General features: G+C 37.5%; 18 protein-coding genes. 10 read left to right on the plus strand and 8 right to left on the minus strand.

Annotated elements, in window-relative coordinates; genetic code table 11:
- Complete coding sequence (locus ACIP9W_RS11510) at positions 1-873, minus strand: ATP-binding cassette domain-containing protein (protein ID WP_400789396.1); 873 nt, start codon at positions 871-873, stop codon at positions 1-3.
- Positions 870-1211 (minus strand): GntR family transcriptional regulator, encoded by a 342-nt coding sequence (locus ACIP9W_RS11515; protein WP_400789956.1) that lies wholly within the window; start codon positions 1209-1211, stop codon positions 870-872. Before ACIP9W_RS11515 ends, ACIP9W_RS11510 begins: the two co-directional genes overlap by 4 nt.
- A 210-nt stretch (positions 1212-1421) precedes the next feature.
- On the opposite strand from ACIP9W_RS11515, the gene ACIP9W_RS11520 reads away from it, so the two are divergent.
- Positions 1422-2000: a DNA-3-methyladenine glycosylase I gene (locus ACIP9W_RS11520; RefSeq protein WP_400789398.1), complete on the plus strand. Its 579-nt coding sequence runs from the start codon at positions 1422-1424 to the stop codon at positions 1998-2000.
- Between the two features lie 40 nt (positions 2001-2040).
- Here the strand turns inward: ACIP9W_RS11520 and ACIP9W_RS11525 are convergent, their stop codons facing one another.
- Both ACIP9W_RS11525 and ACIP9W_RS11530 read right to left on the minus strand, forming a co-directional pair.
- The gene (locus ACIP9W_RS11525; protein WP_400789400.1) at positions 2041-3174 is read right to left on the minus strand and encodes a cation:proton antiporter; all 1134 of its coding nucleotides are present in this window, start codon (positions 3172-3174) and stop codon (positions 2041-2043) included.
- A 170-nt stretch (positions 3175-3344) separates the two neighbouring features.
- On the minus strand, positions 3345-4586 hold the full coding sequence (locus ACIP9W_RS11530) for an aminopeptidase (RefSeq protein ID WP_282241063.1): 1242 nt from the start codon (positions 4584-4586) through the stop codon (positions 3345-3347).
- Positions 4587-4745: 159 nt separating this feature from the next.
- On the opposite strand from ACIP9W_RS11530, the gene ACIP9W_RS11535 reads away from it, so the two are divergent.
- Complete coding sequence (locus tag ACIP9W_RS11535; protein WP_400789402.1) at positions 4746-5216, plus strand: DinB family protein; 471 nt, start codon at positions 4746-4748, stop codon at positions 5214-5216.
- Positions 5217-5574: 358 nt separating this feature from the next.
- Complete coding sequence (locus tag ACIP9W_RS11540; protein WP_400789404.1) at positions 5575-6813, plus strand: MFS transporter; 1239 nt, start codon at positions 5575-5577, stop codon at positions 6811-6813.
- Positions 6814-6871: 58 nt separating this feature from the next.
- On the opposite strand, the gene ACIP9W_RS11545 is transcribed toward ACIP9W_RS11540, so the two are convergent.
- Positions 6872-7930: an LLM class flavin-dependent oxidoreductase gene (locus ACIP9W_RS11545; RefSeq protein ID WP_400789406.1), complete on the minus strand. Its 1059-nt coding sequence runs from the start codon at positions 7928-7930 to the stop codon at positions 6872-6874.
- A gap of 112 nt (positions 7931-8042) precedes the next feature.
- Here ACIP9W_RS11545 and ACIP9W_RS11550 point away from each other — a divergent pair, with 112 nt between their 5' ends.
- On the plus strand, positions 8043-8375 hold the full coding sequence (locus ACIP9W_RS11550) for a winged helix-turn-helix transcriptional regulator (RefSeq protein WP_400789408.1): 333 nt from the start codon (positions 8043-8045) through the stop codon (positions 8373-8375).
- 39 nt (positions 8376-8414) lie between these two features.
- Here the strand turns inward: ACIP9W_RS11550 and pdxR are convergent, their stop codons facing one another.
- Positions 8415-9794: a MocR-like pyridoxine biosynthesis transcription factor PdxR gene (gene pdxR, locus ACIP9W_RS11555; protein WP_400789411.1), complete on the minus strand. Its 1380-nt coding sequence runs from the start codon at positions 9792-9794 to the stop codon at positions 8415-8417.
- Positions 9795-9908: 114 nt separating this feature from the next.
- Here pdxR and ACIP9W_RS11560 point away from each other — a divergent pair, with 114 nt between their 5' ends.
- The 3 genes from ACIP9W_RS11560 to ACIP9W_RS11570 all read left to right on the plus strand — a co-directional run bounded on the left by ACIP9W_RS11560 (position 9909) and on the right by ACIP9W_RS11570 (position 12109).
- The gene (locus ACIP9W_RS11560; RefSeq protein ID WP_400789413.1) at positions 9909-10520 is read left to right on the plus strand and encodes an FMN-binding negative transcriptional regulator; all 612 of its coding nucleotides are present in this window, start codon (positions 9909-9911) and stop codon (positions 10518-10520) included.
- A 162-nt stretch (positions 10521-10682) separates the two neighbouring features.
- A complete protein-coding gene (locus ACIP9W_RS11565; protein ID WP_400789415.1) occupies positions 10683-11060 on the plus strand; it encodes a PH domain-containing protein in 378 nt (125 codons plus the stop codon).
- Positions 11061-11170: 110 nt separating this feature from the next.
- Positions 11171-12109 carry a hypothetical protein gene (locus tag ACIP9W_RS11570; protein WP_400789958.1) on the plus strand — a complete coding sequence of 313 codons (939 nt, stop codon included), beginning with the start codon at positions 11171-11173 and terminating at the stop codon, positions 12107-12109.
- Between the two features lie 117 nt (positions 12110-12226).
- Here ACIP9W_RS11570 and ACIP9W_RS11575 read toward each other — a convergent pair whose 3' ends face one another.
- Positions 12227-12448: an RpnC/YadD family protein gene (locus ACIP9W_RS11575; RefSeq protein ID WP_400789417.1), complete on the minus strand. Its 222-nt coding sequence runs from the start codon at positions 12446-12448 to the stop codon at positions 12227-12229.
- A 214-nt stretch (positions 12449-12662) separates the two neighbouring features.
- Between ACIP9W_RS11575 and ACIP9W_RS11580 the strand changes: the two genes are divergently transcribed.
- Both ACIP9W_RS11580 and ACIP9W_RS11585 read left to right on the plus strand, forming a co-directional pair.
- Positions 12663-14939: a TOTE conflict system archaeo-eukaryotic primase domain-containing protein gene (locus tag ACIP9W_RS11580; protein WP_400789419.1), complete on the plus strand. Its 2277-nt coding sequence runs from the start codon at positions 12663-12665 to the stop codon at positions 14937-14939.
- A 905-nt stretch (positions 14940-15844) separates the two neighbouring features.
- Positions 15845-17455 carry a thiamine pyrophosphate-binding protein gene (locus tag ACIP9W_RS11585; RefSeq protein ID WP_400789422.1) on the plus strand — a complete coding sequence of 537 codons (1611 nt, stop codon included), beginning with the start codon at positions 15845-15847 and terminating at the stop codon, positions 17453-17455.
- Positions 17456-17504: 49 nt separating this feature from the next.
- Here ACIP9W_RS11585 and ACIP9W_RS11590 read toward each other — a convergent pair whose 3' ends face one another.
- Positions 17505-18338, minus strand: a complete 834-nt coding sequence (locus tag ACIP9W_RS11590) for a TetR/AcrR family transcriptional regulator (RefSeq protein ID WP_400789425.1) — start codon at positions 18336-18338, stop codon at positions 17505-17507.
- Between the two features lie 100 nt (positions 18339-18438).
- Here ACIP9W_RS11590 and ACIP9W_RS11595 point away from each other — a divergent pair, with 100 nt between their 5' ends.
- The gene (locus ACIP9W_RS11595; protein ID WP_400789427.1) at positions 18439-21528 is read left to right on the plus strand and encodes an efflux RND transporter permease subunit; all 3090 of its coding nucleotides are present in this window, start codon (positions 18439-18441) and stop codon (positions 21526-21528) included.
- Positions 21529-21591 lie beyond the last annotated feature (63 nt).

Genomic DNA, 21591 nt, shown 5'->3' on the forward strand with positions numbered 1-21591 from the left:
TTAGTTTCCCTCCTCAGTTAAGTGGATAAATAAATCCTGTAATGAAATTCGACCTACTTCGAGCCCTCTTTTTTGTGCATTTTTTCTTTCTAGATCAGTTAGTTCCCCATAAACCATGACAGATTTTGTATTACCTAACTGCTGCACATTTAGTAGTTTCATGGACTGTACAAACTCATCGACTTCGTTAGCGGCTCCAGTAATGGATACTCCTTTTGATAGGAGCGTTTCATAGTCTTCCTGTAAAACTAAACTTCCTTTATGCAAAATAAGCACTTCTTCAAAAAGATAATCCATTTCAGACACAAGATGGGTGGAAACAATTATTATTCTTGGATGCTTTGCTTGATCTTCCAGTAATTCTTGATAGAAAATTTCCCTTGTTGGTGCATCCATTCCTAAATATGCTTCGTCGAATATCGTAATTGGGGCACGACAAGCTAATCCTATAGTGACATTGAGTGCGGATTGCATTCCTTTTGATAATTCTTTTACTTTTTTATTTAGTGGTAAATGAAACTTTTGGATAAGATGCTGTGCGTATTCCTTATCAAAATGTGGACGGTATCTTTCCACACCTTCAAGGATTTCTTTTATGTTATCCGATTCTTCTTTATAGTCTTTACTGTATATAAAGGCCACTTGCTGCATGGCATTTGGATTTTCAAATGGTGTTTCTCCGTTAATAGTTAAAGAACCGGACGTTTGCTCTCGAAAAGAAGCTAGTATAGATAGAAGAGAGGTTTTTCCTGCACCGTTTCTCCCTAAAAATCCGTAAATTTTGTTATCACTTAAACGGAATGCTACTTCTCTTAATGCATGGTGATTTCCGTAAGTTAGACTTAAATCGGTTGCTTCTATCGTTAATGTCATGCTTTTTCACTTCCTTTTATTTTTTGGATGTATTCAATGATTTCCCGCTCAGATATCCCTAATTTTTCTGCTTCCTGCACTAATCCCACAATATAATCATCTACAAATGCATCTTTTCGCTTTTGAATGAGCTTCCTTTTTGCCCCTTCTGCTACAAACATTCCAATCCCTCGCTTTTTAAAAAGAATACCTTCATCTACTAACTGATTGACTCCTTTTGATACAGTGGCATGGTTGATTTTGTAAAAAGTCACTAGCTGATTTGTGGATGGAGCCTGTTCTCCTTCTTTCAGCTGATCGTTTACAATTTGATCTTCAATTTTCTCTCGAATTTGCATATATATTGGTTTGTCATGCTCAAGAAGTTTGCTCAATGGATTCACCACTTTTCTATTTAGCTATTATACTTATATGGTTATATACTTATGTGTATAACCATAATGCAATTGAATTTATATGTCAAGAAAGAAAAAAATATCTAGGTATTTTTATAGAACATACGTATGGTATACTCTCACTATAATAGATAGCATAAGGGGGAAGGACAAATGACTGGACGATGTGCGTGGGTAGTTACAAAAGAGCCTCTATATATCGAGTATCACGATAATGAATGGGGAGTACCTGTATATGACGATAGGCAGTTATTTGAAATGCTATGTCTTGAAGGGGCACAGGCGGGACTTAGTTGGTGGACGATTTTGCAAAAGCGAGAAAATTATCGACAAGCATTTGATCATTTTGATACAGAAAAAATTGCGCGTTACACAGATGAAAAAATGCAATCATTAAGAGAAGACACGGGGATTGTGCGGAATAAGCTAAAAATTCAAAGCGTCGTAACTAATGCCAAAGCATTTTTGAGAATTCAGAAGGAATATGGTTCATTTTCAAATTATATATGGAGCTTTGTCGATAACAAACCAATTGTGAATCATTGGAGGACAGCAAAAGAAGTACCGGTTTCAAGTGAAATAAGCGATTATATGAGCAAGCGATTGAAAAAAGATGGATTTAAATTTGTAGGGGGAACGATTTGTTATTCGTATATGCAGGCGGTAGGAATGGTGAATGATCATACGTTAGAGTGCTTTTGTCATCCTTCTAATATGAGAGTCCAAAAGTAAAAGAGTGCCAGGAACTATCTCAGGTTCCTGGCACAAATATTTAATCCCGATTTCCAAAAAATATTTTTAATAATGGAGGGGTAACAAGTGTTGTAACAATAACTACAATAATCATCGCTGTATAGTATTCTGTTGGTAATAGACCGCTCTCTAGTCCCATTGCGGCTAATATTAAAGCAACTTCTCCTCTTGATATCATTCCTGCCCCGATACCCATAGATGATCTCATCTGGAAGCCAGATAAACGAGCCCCAATACCTGAACCTAAGAATTTGGAAAGAATAGCAATTATGGAGAATACAACTATTAATCCAACTTGGTTTCCAATCCCATCAAACGATACGGCAAGACCAATACTGACAAAGAAGAACGGAACGAAAATTCCATATGCGATCGGCTCCACTTTATGCTCAATTTCTTCCTTAAATCTCGTTTGTGCAATAGCGATACCAGCAAAAAACGTCCCAATGATTCCTGCAATTCCAAGATACTCAGCAAAGTAGGCAAAACTAAAACATATGATTAGTCCAGCACTTAATGCTCCTTCTGTAACTTTAAACTTAGAAAATATTTGAATAAACTTCGGAACTAACCATTTAGAAGCTAAAATAATTAGGATGAAGAATAAGATTTTTTTCCCTATTAATAACCCGATACTTACATCTGTTCCAACGAAGAAGCTCATAGCAACAGCCATTAAAATTACAACAATGATATCATCTAAAACAGCTGCCCCGAGTAGGGTTGATCCTTCTTTACTATTTAACCACCCAAGCTCCTTTAAAGTTTGAACAGAAATACTGACCGAAGTTGCGGATAATAACAAACCGATAAAAATAGATTCTGAAACAGATAAACCGTAATATTGAGATCCGATATACCCACCTATGATTGGAGCAATAATACCTCCGATGGCAACGAGTGAAGCGGCTTTTAAATTACGATTTAAATCCTTCAAGTTCGTTTCTAACCCTGCCAAAAACATTAAAAGAAGAACACCGATTTGACTGAAGATAGAAACTATCTCTGTATCATGTACCCAGCCTAAGAGTGCCGGACCTAAAATAATCCCTACTATAATCTTACCTAACACAGATGGTTGCCCTAGTCGAATACTTAACTGACCAGCTACTTTTGTTGCGAGTAAAATGATAATTATTTGTACGATAAACACTAGTTTCCTCCTATAAAACAGTTTTCTGAACATAAAAAAATACATGAAAGGGCCTTTGTGACAGGCTCCTCCATGTATCACGTTTATCATTCAGTTATGAAACTAGTATAACAGTTCTTACACATAAGAACCACCCCAATTATTGGGGAATTTCTTTTACAAGGCGATAGTTAAAATGCCCAATCACCCTTACGGAAAATAGGAACGACCGTGCCATCTTGCTTTATACCATCGATGTCCATCTTGTCAGAACCAATCATAAAGTCAACGTGAACAATGGATGTGTTCATGCCATTTTTTAATAATTCTTCTTGGCTCATTTTTGTACCACCTTGAATGGTCGTTGGATAAGCCGAACCGATAGCTAAGTGATTAGATGCATTTTCATCAAATAGTGTATTAAAGAAAGTCACACCTGATTGAGAAATTGGAGAAGGATCTGGAACTAGTGCAACTTCCCCTAGTCCTGTCCCACCTTCATTGTCAAAAACCAATTTTTTAATTGTTTCATCTCCTTTTTCAGCAGAGATATCTACAATTTTGCCGTCTTTGAAATGCACTTCAATACCTTCAATTAGGGTACCAGCATAGCTCAGTGGTTTAGTGCTACGTACGACACCTTCCATTCGGTGTGTATCTGGAGCAGTAAAGACTTCCTCTGTAGGCATATTAGCGATAAATTCTTCCCCTTTAGGATTATAGCTTTCTGCACATGCCCAAATATGGTTTTTTGGTAAACCTAGCGTTAAGTCCGTGCCTGGTGCGGTATAGTGTAATGCATCGAACTGACTCTCATTTAATATAGCCGCTTTTTCATTTAATGTTTTCTTATGTTCGTCCCATGCTGCAATTGGATCCTCTGCATAAACACGGCAAGTTTTGAAAATTTGGTCCCACAAAGCATCAACTTGTTCTTCCGAAGTTGTTAAGTCTGGGAATACTTGTGCGGCCCAACCTGCTCCAGCTGCAGCTGCAACTGTCCATTTCAAATCATCATTTTGAGTTGCTATGCGTTGTGCTTGGAATGCTTTTCCCGCTATGTTTTGGTAGGCAGCAATTTTTGCAGGATCTACTTCGTTTAGTAGACCTGGATCACTAGATACAATAGAAAGACGACTTACACGACGATTTAAAACATGATCTTCCGATTCTTGGATTTCATAATCTGGGATGTCAGTTAATACTTCTGTAGGTTGGTGCAAATAATGTAGTTTGCTAATTTCATCATCAGACCATTTAATAATAACTTTTTCCGCACCTAAATCGTATGCCTCTTTTGTGATTAATCGTGCTAATGGTGCTTGATCAACCGTAATGGTCATTTTTACCCAATCACCGGATTGAACATTAATACCTTTTGCCACTAATAGTTTTGCATATTTTTGTAAATTCTCTTCGAAATTAGCTAACATCTTTTTTCCTCCAATTTTTTGTCTTCATACATAATTTTAGCATGCTTAAACACAAACCACCCAATATAAATGCTCCTTTATTTTCCTCTTTGTTGCAAAGAAATTCATCGATAAGCTATGATGGGAAGAGAAAGTTATTATGAAATTGGAGGGCTATATATGTATCGTAAAGTAGAAGATTTTATAGAAGATTGGACAGCTTCAGCAGCAGGAACGTTAAAGGTATTTCAAGCAATTACGAACGACAAACTAGATCAAGCAATTGTAGAAGGACATAGCACACTTGGTTGGCTTGCTTGGCACTTGGTAGGTGCAGCAGGGGCATTTGGTCATTTTGCAGGTCTACAGGTTCCGGGACCGGGACAAAATGAGCCAGTACCAACAGATATTTCAGAAATTGTGCAAGCTTATGAGAGAGCAGCTGAAGCATTTAAAACGGAAGCAGCTAAACTAACGGATGAAATGTTATCAGAGGAAGTGAATGGTTTCGTTGGACCGACAGCGCGCGGAAAACTTTTACGCGGCTTAATAGACCATCAAACTCATCACCGTGGTCAAATGACTGTATTACTACGTCAAGCAGGTTTAACAGTTCCTGGTGTTATGGGGCCAACAAAAGAAATGCAATAATAATGATTATTTCCTTTGATAGTTGAAATAGTCGAAAACTGTATGGTAAAATCGAGTTCACTATATGGGAATGGAGGTTTTCCTTTTGACAGCATCAATGAGACTAAGAATCCAATTTTTGAACCGTTAATTGAATACGTTCAGATGCTCTGCTTAAATGCAGGGTAAATGGGATTGGTCTGTCTATTTTAGGAAACCTTTATTTTATGATTAAAAAAGAGGGGGACGAGTCTGCCCTCTTTTTTGCTGTCTTTAAACATAAAAATGTAGTAGCTACTTTCCACGAAAAAAGAGACCTATACCATTTACTTTTAAGTAAAAACTATTTAAATAGAAAATAGAAAAGGTCGTGAATAAGATGAATTCCGTATATGAAAATTGGAAAAGGAATATTATTATCTTTTTAAGTAGCCAAACTATCTCACTCTTTGGCTCTTCTTTAGTGCAATATGCGATCATGTGGCATATTACGCTTACTACACAGTCTGGTATGATGATGACATTGTTTATCCTTTGTGGCTTTATCCCCACTTTTATACTATCGCCAGTAGCAGGGGTATGGGCTGACCGCTACAATCGTAAGCTACTTATCATAGTATCGGATGGTTTGATCGCGACAGCAACCCTCGTACTCGCAATTGTATTTTTAATGGGGTACGATGCCATTTGGTTACTGTTTGCTATGGCTGCGATTCGGGCAGTTGGAACGGGTATTCAAACTCCAGCAGTTGGAGCTATTTTGCCCCAAATTGTTCCGGAAGACAAACTGACAAAAGTAAATGGAGTGAATGGAAGTATTCAAGCGATCATTATGTTCGTATCACCCATGATCAGTGCGGCATTGCTTACGATGGCTTCTCTTGAAATGATTTTCTTCATCGATGTCATTACAGCAGCTATAGCGATTTTTACGCTATTGGCATTCTTAAAAATTGCGGTGCATGAAAAGGCATCTGCAAAACAAACAACGAGCTATTTCAGTGATTTTAAGGAAGGGCTAGTATATATTAATCAGCATGCTTTTTTGAAGAAGTTCTTTCTATTTTTCGCTTTTTTCTTTGTGTTGATGGCACCAGCAGCGTTTTTAACCCCACTCCAAGTGGCGCGTAGCTTTGGGGATGATGTATGGCGCTTAACAGCAATTGAATTAGCTTTTTCGGTTGGAATGATGGTCGGAGGAGGTATTATAGCTTCTTGGGGAGGCTTTAATAACAGGGTATACACGATGACATTCGCGAGTATATTAATGGGTATTTGTACGTTTGCACTTGGAATCATTCCTATGTTTTGGATTTACTTAGCCTTTATGGGGATATTCGGAGTAGCGATGCCGATTTTCAATACACCGACAATGGTGTTAGTCCAAGAGAAAGTGGAAAGCAATTATCTTGGCAGGGTATTTGGTGTGTTTGGAATGATCTCGACTTCTATGATGCCAATTGGAATGCTTATTTTTGGTCCAATCTCGGATGTCGTAAAAATCGAATGGTTACTTGTAGGAACGGGGATACTAATCTTAATAGTCGGTGTTTTCTTAGGCCGAAGTAAAGTTTTACTGGAGGCGGGAAAACCGGTAGCGCAAGAAGTTTCTGAGTAGAATATACATTATAAAGACCGCTTGATGCGCTAGCATTAAGCGGTCTTTATAAATGTATTTATTTTTTTGCTGTGTATTTTTTTATCGCAGGTAAAATCTCTGTCCCGATTAGTTCTATATTTTTCATTAATTTATCAAATGGAATACCGCCAAAATCCATTTGTGCAATATAACGTTGATGGCCAAATAGCTCATGCTGATAGAGTATTTTTTCAATGATCTGCTGTGGACTTCCTATATTCATGACGTCATGTGGATTTGCCCCTTGTACAAAGTGCTGCTCCGGATAACCCCGACCATTAATTAGTTGCATACCTTGGTTTACATAAGGATATGTCTCTCTTTGAGCTTGTTGTGTTGTTTCAGCTACATAGAAAAATCCGGCTGTTGCTACTGGAAGTTTCTTTGGGTCAAAGCCACTCTGCTTTGCAGCTTCTCGGTATGCATTAATGGATATTTTAAAACTAGTAGCAGGTCCGCCTAATGTGGCAAGCATCATTGGAACCCCCGCATTGCCAGCCTTAATGGCACTTGCTGGTGGCCCACCAACCGCACGCCAAATAGGCAATAAGCCTTTTTGAGGACGGGGGATAACTTGTGCATTATTTAAAGGAGCACGGAATTCCCCACTCCAATTGACTACTTCTTCCTCATTAATCTTACATAATAACGCAAACTTCTCTTCAAATAGCGCTTCGTAATTTCGAACATCATAGCCGAGTAATTCAAAGAGACCAATGCGTGAAGCACGACCAGCGATAATTTCTGCACGCCCTTTAGATATTAAATCTATCGTCGCAAAATCTTCATAGACGCGGACAGGATCTGATGTACTAATAATCGTAGAAGAACTTGCAATTTTAATCTTGCTAGTTGCCTGTGCTATTGCAGCTAACACGACAGAATGAGCTTGCGTTGTGAAATATTCCTGATGACTTTCTCCTACACTAAAAAAGTCGAGGCCTGCTTGCTCTGCAAGCTTGGCCAACTCAATAATTTCGTGAATTCTCTGCCCAGCAGAAATCCGCTCTCCGGTAAGTGGGCTAGGAATATGATCTCCAAGTGTATAAAGCCCAAATTCCAGACCTTTACTTTCATCTATATGATATTTTTCCATATTTCTATCCCTACCTTTCATTAATGCTAGTATAATTCTAAAGTGTTTATTACTTAAGTACGCACTTATAAGTGGTATAGTATACAAAAAGATACTATAGGAGTGAAAGTAGATGGATATGCAGCCAGAATTATGTCGTGTGGAAGACGCGCTAGGAATAATAGTAGGAAAATGGAAACCAATTATATTATTAATTTTATTACAAGCTGGTACTCAAAGATTTAGCGAACTGAAACGAAGAGTACCAGGAATCACCCAGAAAATGTTAACAAAACAACTGCGCGAATTAGAAGAAGAGGACATTATTGAGCGCAAAGTATATCCACAAGTACCTCCGAAAGTTGAATATTCTATTACAGATTACGGAAGAGGGTTAGAACCCATTTTAGTAGCCATGCATGAATGGGGAGCTGCGCATGCCCTTCACAAAATGAAAAAAATGTAGTTGCCAGTCGTCCAAGTAGTGTGGGTGACTGGCACTATTTTATAACCAGGCCTTCTTTAAAAGTTCTATACCACGATCTATTTCATCACTAGAGAGATTACTAAAACCAAGTTTGATCATTGGTTCGGAAGTATTGATATTAATGAAGTAAAGTGAAGTAGGATACACTTTCACTCCGGCCAAGGAAGCGCGCTCAATTAGCTCTTCTTCTGAATACTTCAGATGAACCTTTGCTAATACGTATAACCCTGATTGCTCGCCAACAATAGATATATGCTGCTTGAAACGTTCCTTTAATGCTGATACTATATGCTGCATTTTTCGTTTATACACAAGACGCATTCGCTTAATATGGCGGTTCCATTCTCCTTCTTCTATAAATTTTGCCATGGTGAGCTGGCTCAGCAGGGAAGAGGTACTCTCAAAATGAAGAAACTGCTGTTTATATCTGCTTAAAAGTGTTTGGGGCAACACCATATAACTTAAGCGGATTCCTGGAAGAAAGGATTTGGAGAAGTTTCCCAAGTAAATAACTCTTGAGGAATCAATAGAAGCAAGAGCAGGAAATGGTTGCTGTGTATAGCGAAACTCACTGTCATAATCATCTTCAATAATATATCCATCCCTTTTGTTGGCCCATTGGATAAGCATTTGCCGTTGTTGAATGGACATACTCACACCTATTGGACTGTGATGCGAAGGAGTTACATAAATAACTTGAGATTTCATCTGTTCTAATTGTGAAAAATCAGCTCCTGTTTCATAAACGGGTAAAGCTTCCAGCGTTAGACGGTGAAAATGAAAAGCTTCTCTAGCACCATCGTAGCCAGGGTCCTCTACGATAACACTTGAGTAATCTTCCTTTAGTATATGCCCAAGCTGGATGAGCATTTGTTGAGTACTGCTACCAATAATGATGGCGTTAGCATCTGTTTTCACCCCACGAGAGTGAAGCAAGTATATAGCAATTTGCTCACGTAAGCACAATTCGCCAAAGGGGTCCCCATATAGAAAGCTTTCCTGAAAGGTTAGTACTTGATTGGAGATTCTTCTCCAAATTTTTAAGGGGAAGTGCGCTTGGTCTACAGCACCTGCTCGAAAATCTATGTGAACAGGCGTCACTGACTTTGTCTGCTTTTTATTGGGCGCGATTAATGCTTCTGTCAATGAAATCGGTTCTATTTCATTGACAAAATAACCTCTTCTTCCTTCTCCACGGACATAGCCTTCCGCTACAAGCAAATCATAAGCCGTTAATGTTGTATTACGACTTACATGAAGGGATTCAGCAAGCTGTCTGATAGAGGGGAGCTGCTTGTCCGGTTGTATGTCGCCTCGTTCAATAAGCAGTTTCAACTGTTCGTAGATTTGCTTGTATTTGGGAGAGTCATCGTTCAAAGCGAAAATGATATTCCTCATAAAGATCTCCTTTGACATGTTCGATTGTTTGTAATTGTACCTTTTTAAATGTCAGTTTGTATACTATTATTAACTCAGAATATATAAATAATTAAAAGGCGAGGGGAGTCATTTATGTATATACCTAAATACTATAAGGTAACAGACTTTGAGGAAATTAGAGAATTTATTCAAAAAAACTCATTTGGGACAATTGTTACAACTAAAAAGGGGAAGCCGATTGCCACTCATTTACCTTTAAGGTTCAGTGAAAAAGATGGTGACTACTATGTAACCGGGCATATGGCTTATGGTAATCCACAATGGAGAACATTCGAGGAGAGTGAGGATATACTCGTTATGTTCCAAGGACCACATGCATATATTTCTTCTTCCTGGTATGAACATGAAAATGTTCCGACATGGAATTATCAAGCGGTACATGCATATGGTGCAGCTAGCATTTTGGATGAAGAAGAGTTAAAACAGGAACTCTCCGAAATGCTACTGAAATATGAAAAACATCGAGAGAATCCTATTTTATGGGAAAAACTTTCTCCACAAGTATTAGAAAAAGAACTAAAAGGGATTATAGGATTTAAAATAAAAATATGCGAAGTGCAAGCCGCTTATAAAATGAGTCAGAATCGTAATGAGAAGGATTATGTTAATATTGTTCAAAAACTTCAGGAGGAGAAAGATATAAATTCTCATCAAATGGCTGAAGTAATGAAGAAGAAGTTGTAGTGTTTTCTATATTGAGAAGGTGTAAGAACTTTATGGTTTATAAAAAAATTCACTAACTGTAATCTGAATATTCCAATCGAGCCTCTGTTTATATGGTAAAATGATTGAAGAAAATAAAACTGCTAAAAAAATTGTGGAGTTAGTGACAAAGGGGAGATAAAATTGGGATTCTTGGATGGTTTAATGGGAAATGCCTCCGAAGTAGAACTGGATAAAGTGGAAAAAGAGCTAAAGGATTTATTAGTCCCATCTGAAAATGTAGAACATGCGTATAAGCTTATTCGTGATCTATTTATTTTCACAGATAAACGGCTATTGCTCATCGATAAGCAAGGAATGACTGGTAAGAAAGTGGAATATCACTCCATTCCCTACAAAAGTGTCGTCCATTTTTCGATTGAAACAGCGGGAACTTTAGACTTAGATGCTGAATTGAAAATTTGGTTATCTGGAAGTGCGGCGCCAATTCAAAAGAAATTCAATAAATCTTTGAATATTTATAAAGTGCAAAGTGTATTGGCTGCATATGTTTTGAAATAAGTGCTTCCTGCATAAATGAAAGCTGTTAAACCTAGAAGGGTTTAGCAGCTTTTTTTGCTATAGAATATGCTAAAGCAATAGAAGCGAAGGGGAGTTATATAGTGAAGTTTATGAGGCGTCGCAGGTCTCGACAGCAAGCTGGTAACGATACATCCGTTTATGTGATGGGAGCGATAAGGCAAAAACAAAAATGGCACCAACGTGAAAACGAAGAGGAAAAAGAAACATACCAACAGATAGATGTGGAAAAATATTTTCGTCCATCCCGTCGTTCCATTCTAAATCATAGGCTATTTGATTATCACTTTTTCAATCCCTATAATGGAAAAACCTATAACGAAATCAGTCTGCCACCGTCCTTTTTAGATACGCCAGAAAATGCAATTCTCCATTATTTTAGCATTTTACGAGAAGCTGAAAACTTAACAGAACAGTTTATTGGAGGTTGTGGGACAGTAGGGTGGGCAAAGACACGATTTCCAATTGCGTACAATTTCTTCACGAAAGACTATAAACAAAAAATGCCTTATACAACATATCTTGCTTCTTTCGAAGGTATTGGTCATACAAATTTGATTAAATTATATAAACTTCCCTACCAAAAAGCCGACCAACCAATCCGGTTTTTTATCGAACTCGAAACGATAAATGGGACGGCAACAGGCGTTTCTGCTTTCCAATATCATTACGGTACTATTTCCATTCAAAAAGAAGATGGGCTATACAAAATAGATAACCTCGACCTGATAGGGGAAGACTTTCTATGTGCTGCTTATCATGGCTGGCGACAGAAAGCAGAGGACGTTGTCGATATTGAATATGGAGGATGGTGCAAACTCATTAAAAAAAGATTGCCAACGAAAAAAGAGGATTATGTGAAATTCATTGATATAATCGGCACGGACGGGAACAATTATCGGTTTGTCTTCGTTCAATTAACAAATGATACAGACGTGCTAGTCTCTCAGTTAATAAAAAGGAAGCAAAGGTCAACATGGGAAGAGACAAAGATAGATCCGACCAAATGTGTAGAAAACAAAGAGAGCTAAAATATTGGTAGGATGATGAATTTAATGAGAGTGTGGATAAATTAAAAGGCGACTAGAGTGAACGGACATTTCTAGTTGCCTTTTGTAGTTTCTTTTATAAAGTGCTTTTAATTTCCTCTATTTTTCAATCTCAAGCCCCGTAACTTTAGCTATTAACTCGATTGGCAAATCTTCTCTCAACATCCCCCGAACTACCTTGCCGATGCTTTCTTCTCTCCCCAGCTCTTTTCCTTTTTCTATCCCTTTTTCTTCCCAGGAGTTGGATAAATGGAAGATTTTTTCGGCGTTTTCTAATTGGTTAATTTGTTCCATGAGTTGTTCCTCTTCTTCTTTATTCAACTTTAAATAGACTTCAAAGAAATCATTGATGAACTTAGATTGTGCAGGGTTTAATTTAACCGTCTGAATATTACGTTATTTTTGAGTGTATTTTGTTTTGGTTTATCAGGTATATTAACTTATACTTTCAGCTTCATATGGTAAACGTTTTTGATATTTTTCAAAATTAGTTGGTTATAATGATAGTATATAATATTTTATATGAGGGATAATAATGAAAGATGAGCTTGAAAAACTGAGGAATGAAAACCAATACTTGAAACAATTATTGGTAAAAATGATGAACCGTGAAAATACTTATGAACTTAGTAAAATAGTGAGCAAGAAGTCTCCGTTAGAAGAAAAGATCTCCCTATTCAAAAGTTTGTTTAAAGGACGGACAGACGTCTATGCTTTGCGGTGGCAATCACAAAGCGGAAACAATGGTTACAGTCCGGCGTGTGGACTAGAATGGCAAAAACCAATTTGTCAAAAACCGATTATAAAATGCAATCAGTGTGAACATCGTCAACTTCTATCATTAACTGATCAAGTGTTTATTGATCATATAGAAGGTAAAAAAACAATTGGTGTATATCCATTATCATTGGATGAAACTTGCAATTTCTTAGCTGTAGATTTTGACAAAAATCAATGGCAAAAAGATGTTTTAGCATTCATAGAAACCTGTAAGAAATTAAATGTACCTTGCTCGGTCGAAAGATCTCGTTCTGGTAGTGGGGCACATGTCTGGATTTTCTTCTCAACAAGTGTACTGGCGAACACAGCAAGAAGATTAGGGATGTTTCTATTAACAAAAACGAAAGAATTAAATATTGGGTTTGGTTTAGAGTCTTTTGATCGATTGTTTCCTAACCAGGATTGTTTACCAAAGGGAGGGTTCGGAAATCTTATTGCACTGCCATTTCAGAGAGAACCGGGAAGAATAGGGAATAGTTTATTTGTTGATGATCATTTTATTCCTTATGTTGATCAATGGATGTATCTTTCGTCTGTTCGAAAAATATCGGATCTAGAAATAGAGAAGGTTTTAACCCACCAAGTAAACAATCAGTCTGTTGTCTACTTGCCTGAGAAAATCAAGATTGAACTTAAAAATGGTATCCATATTGGTAAGGAAGGAATTCATCCTTGCTTATTATCCCAAATAGCTAACATTGCATCATTTAACAATCCTAAATTCTATAAAGCAAAGGCTAGGAGAATGTCCACGTATGGAATTCCACGTCTAATTCAGAGCACGCTTGAATCAAAGAGCGGGATAGTTCTTCCACGTGGATGTTTAAAGGAATTGTTAGATTTACTAAAAAATCAATCAATTCAAGTAGAAGTTATTGACCGGTCGTATGAAGGTGAAAAAATTGATGTCAGCTTTCATGGAACATTATCCTTACAGCAAGACGAAGTTGTAAACACATTGCTTAAAGATAATTATGGAACGCTATCTGCAACTACAGGGTTTGGTAAAACAGTTATTGCTACAGCTGTTATTGTTAAACGTCAGGTGAATACACTTGTGATTGTCCATCGAACTCAATTAATGGAGCAGTGGGTGGAAAGACTCGCAACGTTTTTAAAAATGCCATCAAATCAAATAGGGCGAATTGGTGGGGGAAAAAATAAAATAACTGGAAAGGTTGATGTCGCAACAATCCAAAGTTTGAATTACGGTGGGCAACTAAAGTCATTTATTACTCAGTATGGACAAATTATTGTGGATGAGTGCCATATTATTTCAGCTATAACTTTTGAACAGGTATTAAAAGAAATTCGCGCCAAATATGTATTGGGACTAACTGCTACTCCTAAGAGAAAAGACGGGATGCATCCAATAATTACGATGCAATGTGGCCCAATCCGTTCTACCATTGATTCCAAATCGCAAGCAAAAATTCATACGTTTAGCCATCGGTTAATAAAAAGAGAAACTAATTTTAATACTAAGAAAACCGATTTTCATGAGATTTATGAGGAGCTGGTTTTAGATTCAAATAGAAATCTACAAATCTTCAATGATGTTTTGAATGCTTTAGAAGCGGGACGTTCACCAATAATATTAACTGAACGGCTCGAGCACTTGGACTTATTGAAAAATAAATTTCGTGAATTTGTTAAAAATATCATTGTACTAGCTGGAAACATGAAGAAAAAAGAACGAAAAAAGGAACTTGAACGGTTATCTATTATTCCTGACAATGAGGAACGACTTATTATTGCCACCGGTAAATATATTGGGGAAGGGTTTGATGATGCACGTCTAGACACATTATTTTTAACACTACCAATATCGTGGAAAGGCACTTTACAACAATACGTTGGGCGACTACATCGAAACTATGAGAGTAAGCAAGAGGTTCAAGTATATGATTATGTGGACGAAAAAGTGCCAATTTTAAAGGGTATGTACGACAAGAGATTATCGGGTTATAAATCGATGGGTTATGTAAGTGCTAATGAGGAAAAAGTGACAGATCAAATGAAGTTATTTTAATAAAAAGCATCGAATTAAATAAATGATATCTAGAATTGCTGAATCGAGCCAAATGTAATGGGAATAGTAATATGCTGGCTCATAAAACGATTAAGTAGTGTTTTGAAGGCTAGAACTTTTCCAGATTACATCATTAAGAACTGCAACATCAAACAAGATTTCGACAAATTGTAGTAAAACTAAATACAATTTCCATTCATTTATTATTATATAAGTATTAAGTGCAGTTTCTCTCTTGTGAGAAAATAAGTGAGCATGTAAATTTGGAGTGCATACCAGGTATAGGAGCTGGCTCTATTGGATTATTTTTAGATTTTTCTAGTAAAAAAGTATATAACATAAAAATAGATAGATTTTATGATATAGAGAAGCACTAGAGCTCCCGAAATTGCATCTTCGGGAGCTTCCTCTATGTATCAGGAAGCTTCTTTTCTTTCATTATCCAAAAAGGTCTTAACCTTATTCTTACAGTTGAAAGTGGATGAAGGACAGACAGATACCGTAAGATTACCGAAAAAGAGAGGCTGGTCATGAAGTTAGTTATGACCAGCCTCTCTTCGTATTTACTAGGTAATGATACAGTATCAAGCTTGTCCAAAATCCTTCGAAAAAGATAGAAACAGGTTTGAAAATTAAATATCCCTTACGCTTTTCATATAATGGTTGTCTACAGATGATTTTAATGGCATAGAAGTTTCCATTATTCTCTTCCTTTCTTAAAACTTTTCCCCAACTTATTCACAATTTATGATTGTTGACTAGTTATCCACTCAGTTGTCGAAAATTTCATATAACTTATACACAACATATCCCCAATTTAGGTATAACTGTAGCGTGATGTTTAGCTCAATCATTTAAGGGAAATTACTTGATAAGTAAATGCACAAAAGGAGAGGTTAATGTTTATGAATAAAACGGTTGCTGAAGTAACGCTGGATCAACTGTCATTATTAGGAGTCAAGCGTATTTATGGTGTCGTAGGAGATGCCATTATTGGATTGTTAGATGCAATGGCAAAGCAGGATAAGATTGAATTTATTCCGGTAAAGCATGAATCTGTTGCTGCATTCATGGCTTCAGCTGAGGCAAAGTTGACGGGAAAGCTTGCAGTGTGTACAGCTACGATGGGACCAGGAGCAACCAATTTGCTAAACGGTCTTGGCGATGCCTATTCGGATAAAGCTCCTGTCCTTGTGATAACTGGCCAGGCACCCCGCAACAAAATCGGTACAGACTTTCAACAATATGTGGATCAACAAGAACTGTTTAAGCCATTTGTGGCCTACTCAGCGAATCTCGCAAGTGAAGATGCTATAGTGGATCTACTTCAAAAAGCTGCTCAAACATCGCTTCAGCAGCGAGCTGTTACACATCTGTCTATACCTAAAGATTTGTTTCAAGTAAAAACAGCTGTGGTAGCTCGTGCACTGCCAACGGTAATAGAAGGGACAGCATCTTTTCAAATAGAAGATTTAACAGAAGTGACGACATTGATGAAAACAGCAAGTAAGCCAATTATACTTGCTGGAGCAGGAGCGAAAAAAGCAACTTCTGCTATTGAAGAACTAGCCGAAACTTGGGGAGCGGGTATCCTCACTAGTTTAGGTGGTAAAGGATTGTTTAAAGAATCTACGCCATGTCTTCTTCAAGGAATTGGAGAAGGGGGAAATCCTCATGCGGCAAAGGTTTTTAAAGAAGCCGATGTTGTCCTTCTTGTAGGGGTAACTTGGTGGCCGGAGGGATATGTGCCGCAAAATGCTCGTATTATTCAGATTGATACTAACTTCGCAACCGCCCATAAAGGGGTTCCGACGGAGCTTGGGATCAATGGTAAAGCAGAGCAAGTAGTCCCACTGATACTTCAAGACTTAGCGGGTTATCAAAAAAATTCTGCATGGAAGACGCAAGTGGAGGAAGCAAAAGCAAAATGGGCTGCCCAAAATGAAGAGGAAGGTCAGATTACTGGATCTCCTATCCATCCATCCCGTATTGTGCGAGCAATAGAGCGAACAGTCGCAGAAGAAGCGGTAATTACACTGGATACAGGAGATATTACCGTATGGATGAATCGTAATTTTCGCCAAAGTCAGCAGTCCGTACTCTTTTCTGGTTATTGGCGTTCGATGGGGTTCGGTCTTCCCGCGGCTATCACGGCAAAGCTTGTGCAGCCTGAAAAACAAGTCATCTCCATAGTGGGAGATGGAGGCCTTCAGATGACGCTTGCCGATTTATTAACTGCAACTCGCTATAACCTAGATATTACAGTCCTAGTTTTTAATAATGGAGCGCTACAAATGGAAAGTGATAAAATCCAAGCAGCAGGTGATAGGGAACTAGGAACTCAATTGACTAACCCGGATTTTGTTCAGGTAGCCAAAGCTTGTGGATGGACAGGGTTCCGTGCTGAAACGGATAGTGAATTGGAATCTATTTTAGAAGAAGCTATCCATACTACTGGTCCGGTCTTAGTTGATATTTATACAGAGCAGGCGTTTTTTCCAGAAACTGAAGCGTAATATACTTACAAAAAAGGCAGAATGCAAAATGCATTCTGCCTTTCACTATTTAAAAATTAAAGTAACTAAGAAGTAAATAAGAAATCCATTTGCAATGAGGATGATTGCGAATATTTTCGATTAATCCCTTTACGATTGCAAGATTTAATGAGGGATCAAGCAAATGCTGTTTTAGTAGGATCAATGATTCTTTTTCGATGGACTCTTCCATCTCCTCAATTTTTTGTGTAAGCATCTCTAATAACTGTTCGTTTGTTACTTCTTTCAGAGCGGGTTGTTCCATCGATCGAATAAAATCTTCTGATATGAATGCAATAGTAGCATGCTCGGCAAGTAAGTTTATTTTTTCGACAAGTGATTCAGAAAGCAATTTCAAATCAAGTGGAACATTAGAGAATAACATAAGCTTTGAATAATTGCCCATTAATCCTTTAATACAATAAACTAAATCATATTTTGTGTTGGTAATTTCTTCTCCATATAGACGCTCAACCATAGATAAAGTAGCTTTATCCACTAATCTATCGTACATATACATCTTTTCAATTAGTTCTTGATTATGAAATGTTTGGGCTTGTTCCTTCATAAGAACTTTGGCGAAGTCCGAATGTTGAGAAAAGGTTTGAAAAGTAGTATAGAAATATGTGAACAAAAGTTCATTATTTTGTGTGTTTTTGACCTTGTAGTCAATGTCTGAAATAAGTTGTGTCATAAAATAGTCGATTAATGAAAAGATCAGTTCATCTTTTGACTTGAAGGACAAGTAAAATGCCCCTTTTGAAATACCGCAATGATCAGTTATTTGTTGAACGGAAGTTGCTTCAAAACCTTGTTTCGCAAAAAGCTCTAATGCTTTTTCCATTATTAATTGTTTTTTACTCATATTTTTTGTATCGCTCCTAGGTGATTACGTTGACAATTGACCGATTAGTCATTATTATAATTAACGGAGCAAGATAAGTCAATTTAGGGTAGGTGTAAAGGTGAAAGGTTTAGTTAACTTTGTATTAAAAAATAAGTTAGCAGTTTGGTTACTTACGATTATTATTACAGTATCCGGTATTTATTCGGGTACACAAATGAAAACGGAGACGATTCCAGATATTTCGATTCCATACTTAATGGTTATGGGAGTATATCCAGGAGCAACTCCTGAGCAAGTAATGGAAGATATATCGATGCCGCTCGAAAAAGCGGTGGAGAATTTAGAAGATGTAAAATCTGTTTATTCTAATTCATACTCGAATATGGCAAATGTTCAAGTAGAGTACGAGTATGGGATAGATATGGACGAAGCGAAGCGTGCTTTGCAATCTGCATTAGATACATTGGATTTACCAGAAGGGGCACAAGCACCAACAATTACTGCTATCAGCATGAACATGATGCCGGTTGTTGCATTAAGTGTAAGTAGTTCGACAGAGGATATCGTAGAATTGACATCTACAGTAGAAGAACTATTACTTCCGAAAATCGAAAAAATTGACGGGGTAGCATCTGCTACGATTACAGGTCAGCATATCGAAGAAGTCCAGCTTACTTATGATAAAGAAAAAATGGCTGAACTCGCAATAACAGAAGATGATGTAAAACAAATGATTCAAGCAAGCGATCTAGCTGTTTCATTAGGTTTATATGAGTTTGAAGAAGGTGAACAAGCAGTCTCTGTAGATGGTAAGTTTATGACAGCCGATGAGCTGAAAGAAATGCTTATCCCTGTTACACCAACAGCTGAAAATCCATCTCCATTTGTAAAACTTAGTGACATCGCGACGATTGATGTAGTAGGTAAAGTACAATCTGTTTCACGTACAAATGGTGAAAATGCGATTGCTATTCAAATAGTCAAAGGACAACAAGCTAATACAGTAGATGTTGTAAACGCTGTGAAGGATTTAGTTAAAGAAGAAAAGGCGGCTATCGATGGAATCATCATTGATATATCACTAGACCAGGGTGCGCCAATTGAAGCTTCGATTAAAACGATGATTGAAAAAGCATTATTTGGTGGATTAATCGCAGTATTGATCATTCTTTTATTCCTACGTGATTTCAAATCTACTATCATTTCGATTGTTTCCATTCCAGTTTCTATTTTCATGGCATTACTGCTATTAAACTGGATGGATATTACATTAAATATGATGACATTAGGTGCAATTACAGTTGCAATCGGACGTGTAATCGATGACTCTATCGTAGTAGTAGAGAATATTTATCGTCGTCTGCATTTGAAGTCAGAGAAGTTAACGGGTCGTGCGCTTGTACGAGAAGCAACGATTGAAATGTTCAAACCAATCATGTCCTCTACATTAGTAACAGTGGCGGTTTTCGCACCACTTATTTTTGTTGGTGGTATGGTCGGTGAGTTGTTCATGCCTTTCGCGTTAACGATGACGTTCGCGCTTGCGGCATCATTAGTTGTTGCGATTACGATCGTTCCTGCTTTATCTCATTTCTTATTTAAGAAAAAGTTATATGGAGAAAAAACAGAAAGCAGCCATAAAGAAGCAGGTAAAATGGCGAATGGCTACAAAGGTATTCTTAACTGGAGCTTAAATCACAAAGTTATTACTTCACTCATTGCCATTGTTCTATTAGCTGGAAGTGTTGCACTAACACCATTAATCGGATTTAGTTTCATGGGTAGTGAAGAAGAAAAAGTAATGTACTTAACATATACGCCAGAAGCAGGCGAGTTGAAAGAAGATACATTAGAAAATGTTAGTGTAGTAGAGGAAGAACTGCTGAAACGCGATGATATTGATATCGTCCAATTATCTGTAACAGAAAGTGCAGATGAGATGACAGCGATGATGGGTGGAGGAGCAGGCGGTGCATTAATGTACCTAATCTTTGACCCTGACATGAAAGACTTCCCAGAAGTTCGTTCAGAAATTGAAGATTATGTGTTTAACATTGGTCAAACTGGCGAATGGAAGAGCCAAAACTTCACTTCTATGTCGATGTCTACAAACGAACTTAGCTATACATTCTACAGTGAAGATTTAGATAAACTAAATGAAGCGGTAGAAATGGTTGAAGGAGTTATGAATGAAAACGACGGCTTAGAAGATGTTTCATCAAGTGCAGAGGATGCATATGTAGAGTATACATTCAATGTAGAGCAAGATGAACTTCTGCAATATGGTTTAACGACGGGTCAAATTGTCATGATGTTAAACCCAAACAAAACACAGGATGTTTTAACGACTGTTGAAAAAGACGGAGATACATTACAAGTAATTGTTCAGCAAGAACAAGCTGCGCAACCTAAATCTGTCGATGATATTTTAGCAACGGAAGTACCGACAGCACTTGGTACAACGATGAAACTTTCCGAGCTTGTAACTGTCCAGGAAGGCACAACCTTAAATACACTTGCACGTAGTAAAGGGGAGTATTACGCAACAGTTTCAGGTACGATTCTAGGAGCGGACATCTCTAAAGCTACATCAGAGGTTGATAAGGCAATTGATAAATTAGATTTACCTAAAGGAGTTACAATTGGCACTGCAGGAGCAGCTGCTGATATGGAGGAGACATTTACACAATTAATTGTTGCAATGCTTGCGGCAATTGCGATTGTTTACTTTATCCTTGTTGTGACATTCCGTGAAGGTGTGGCACCGTTTGCGATTCTATTCTCGTTACCATTTGCGGTAATTGGTTCATTTGTAGGTTTATTAATCGCAGGCGAAACTATTTCTGTATCTGTTATGATGGGTCTATTGATGTTGATAGGTATCGTTGTAACGAATGCGATTGTTCTAGTGGATCGTATTGTGCATATGGAACGTGATGGAATGACAATGCGTGAAGCGATTTTAGAAGCAGGTGGCACTCGTCTACGTCCAATCTTAATGACGGCAATTGCAACAATCGGTGCATTAATCCCGTTAGCACTTGGATCTGGTGGCGGAGGCGGCGGTCTCATCTCGAAAGGGTTAGGTATTACTGTAATTGGTGGATTAGTAAGTTCTACTTTATTAACATTAATCGTTGTACCGATTGTGTATGAGATGCTATCCAAACTATTTAAGAAAAATCGTAAAGAAATAGAAGAAAACTAATACGTTGGCCCGGCAAGATGAACGATTATCTTGTCGGGCTTTTTGTATTCTTTAAAAACAAGA

Source organism: Psychrobacillus sp. NPDC093180, assembly GCF_044754065.1.
In the GTDB taxonomy this organism is placed as follows: Bacteria; Bacillota; Bacilli; order Bacillales_A; family Planococcaceae; genus Psychrobacillus.

Excerpts from the sequence above, each read along its gene's own strand:
- ACIP9W_RS11570 (WP_400789958.1), top strand. The coding sequence starts at position 11,171 with ATGAGGCGTCGCAGGTCTCGACAGCAAGCTGGTAACGATACATCCGTT.
- ACIP9W_RS11550 (WP_400789408.1), top strand. The coding sequence starts at position 8,043 with ATGGATATGCAGCCAGAATTATGTCGTGTGGAAGACGCGCTAGGAATA.
- ACIP9W_RS11560 (WP_400789413.1), top strand. The coding sequence starts at position 9,909 with ATGTATATACCTAAATACTATAAGGTAACAGACTTTGAGGAAATTAGA.
- ACIP9W_RS11580 (WP_400789419.1), top strand. The coding sequence starts at position 12,663 with ATGAAAGATGAGCTTGAAAAACTGAGGAATGAAAACCAATACTTGAAA.
- ACIP9W_RS11540 (WP_400789404.1), top strand. The coding sequence starts at position 5,575 with ATGAATTCCGTATATGAAAATTGGAAAAGGAATATTATTATCTTTTTA.
- ACIP9W_RS11590 (WP_400789425.1), bottom strand. The coding sequence starts at position 18,338 with ATGAGTAAAAAACAATTAATAATGGAAAAAGCATTAGAGCTTTTTGCG.
- ACIP9W_RS11585 (WP_400789422.1), top strand. The coding sequence starts at position 15,845 with ATGAATAAAACGGTTGCTGAAGTAACGCTGGATCAACTGTCATTATTA.
- ACIP9W_RS11520 (WP_400789398.1), top strand. The coding sequence starts at position 1,422 with ATGACTGGACGATGTGCGTGGGTAGTTACAAAAGAGCCTCTATATATC.
- ACIP9W_RS11515 (WP_400789956.1), bottom strand. The coding sequence starts at position 1,211 with ATGCAAATTCGAGAGAAAATTGAAGATCAAATTGTAAACGATCAGCTG.
- ACIP9W_RS11530 (WP_282241063.1), bottom strand. The coding sequence starts at position 4,586 with ATGTTAGCTAATTTCGAAGAGAATTTACAAAAATATGCAAAACTATTA.
- ACIP9W_RS11545 (WP_400789406.1), bottom strand. The coding sequence starts at position 7,930 with ATGGAAAAATATCATATAGATGAAAGTAAAGGTCTGGAATTTGGGCTT.
- ACIP9W_RS11535 (WP_400789402.1), top strand. The coding sequence starts at position 4,746 with ATGTATCGTAAAGTAGAAGATTTTATAGAAGATTGGACAGCTTCAGCA.
- pdxR (WP_400789411.1), bottom strand. The coding sequence starts at position 9,794 with ATGAGGAATATCATTTTCGCTTTGAACGATGACTCTCCCAAATACAAG.
- ACIP9W_RS11510 (WP_400789396.1), bottom strand. The coding sequence starts at position 873 with ATGACATTAACGATAGAAGCAACCGATTTAAGTCTAACTTACGGAAAT.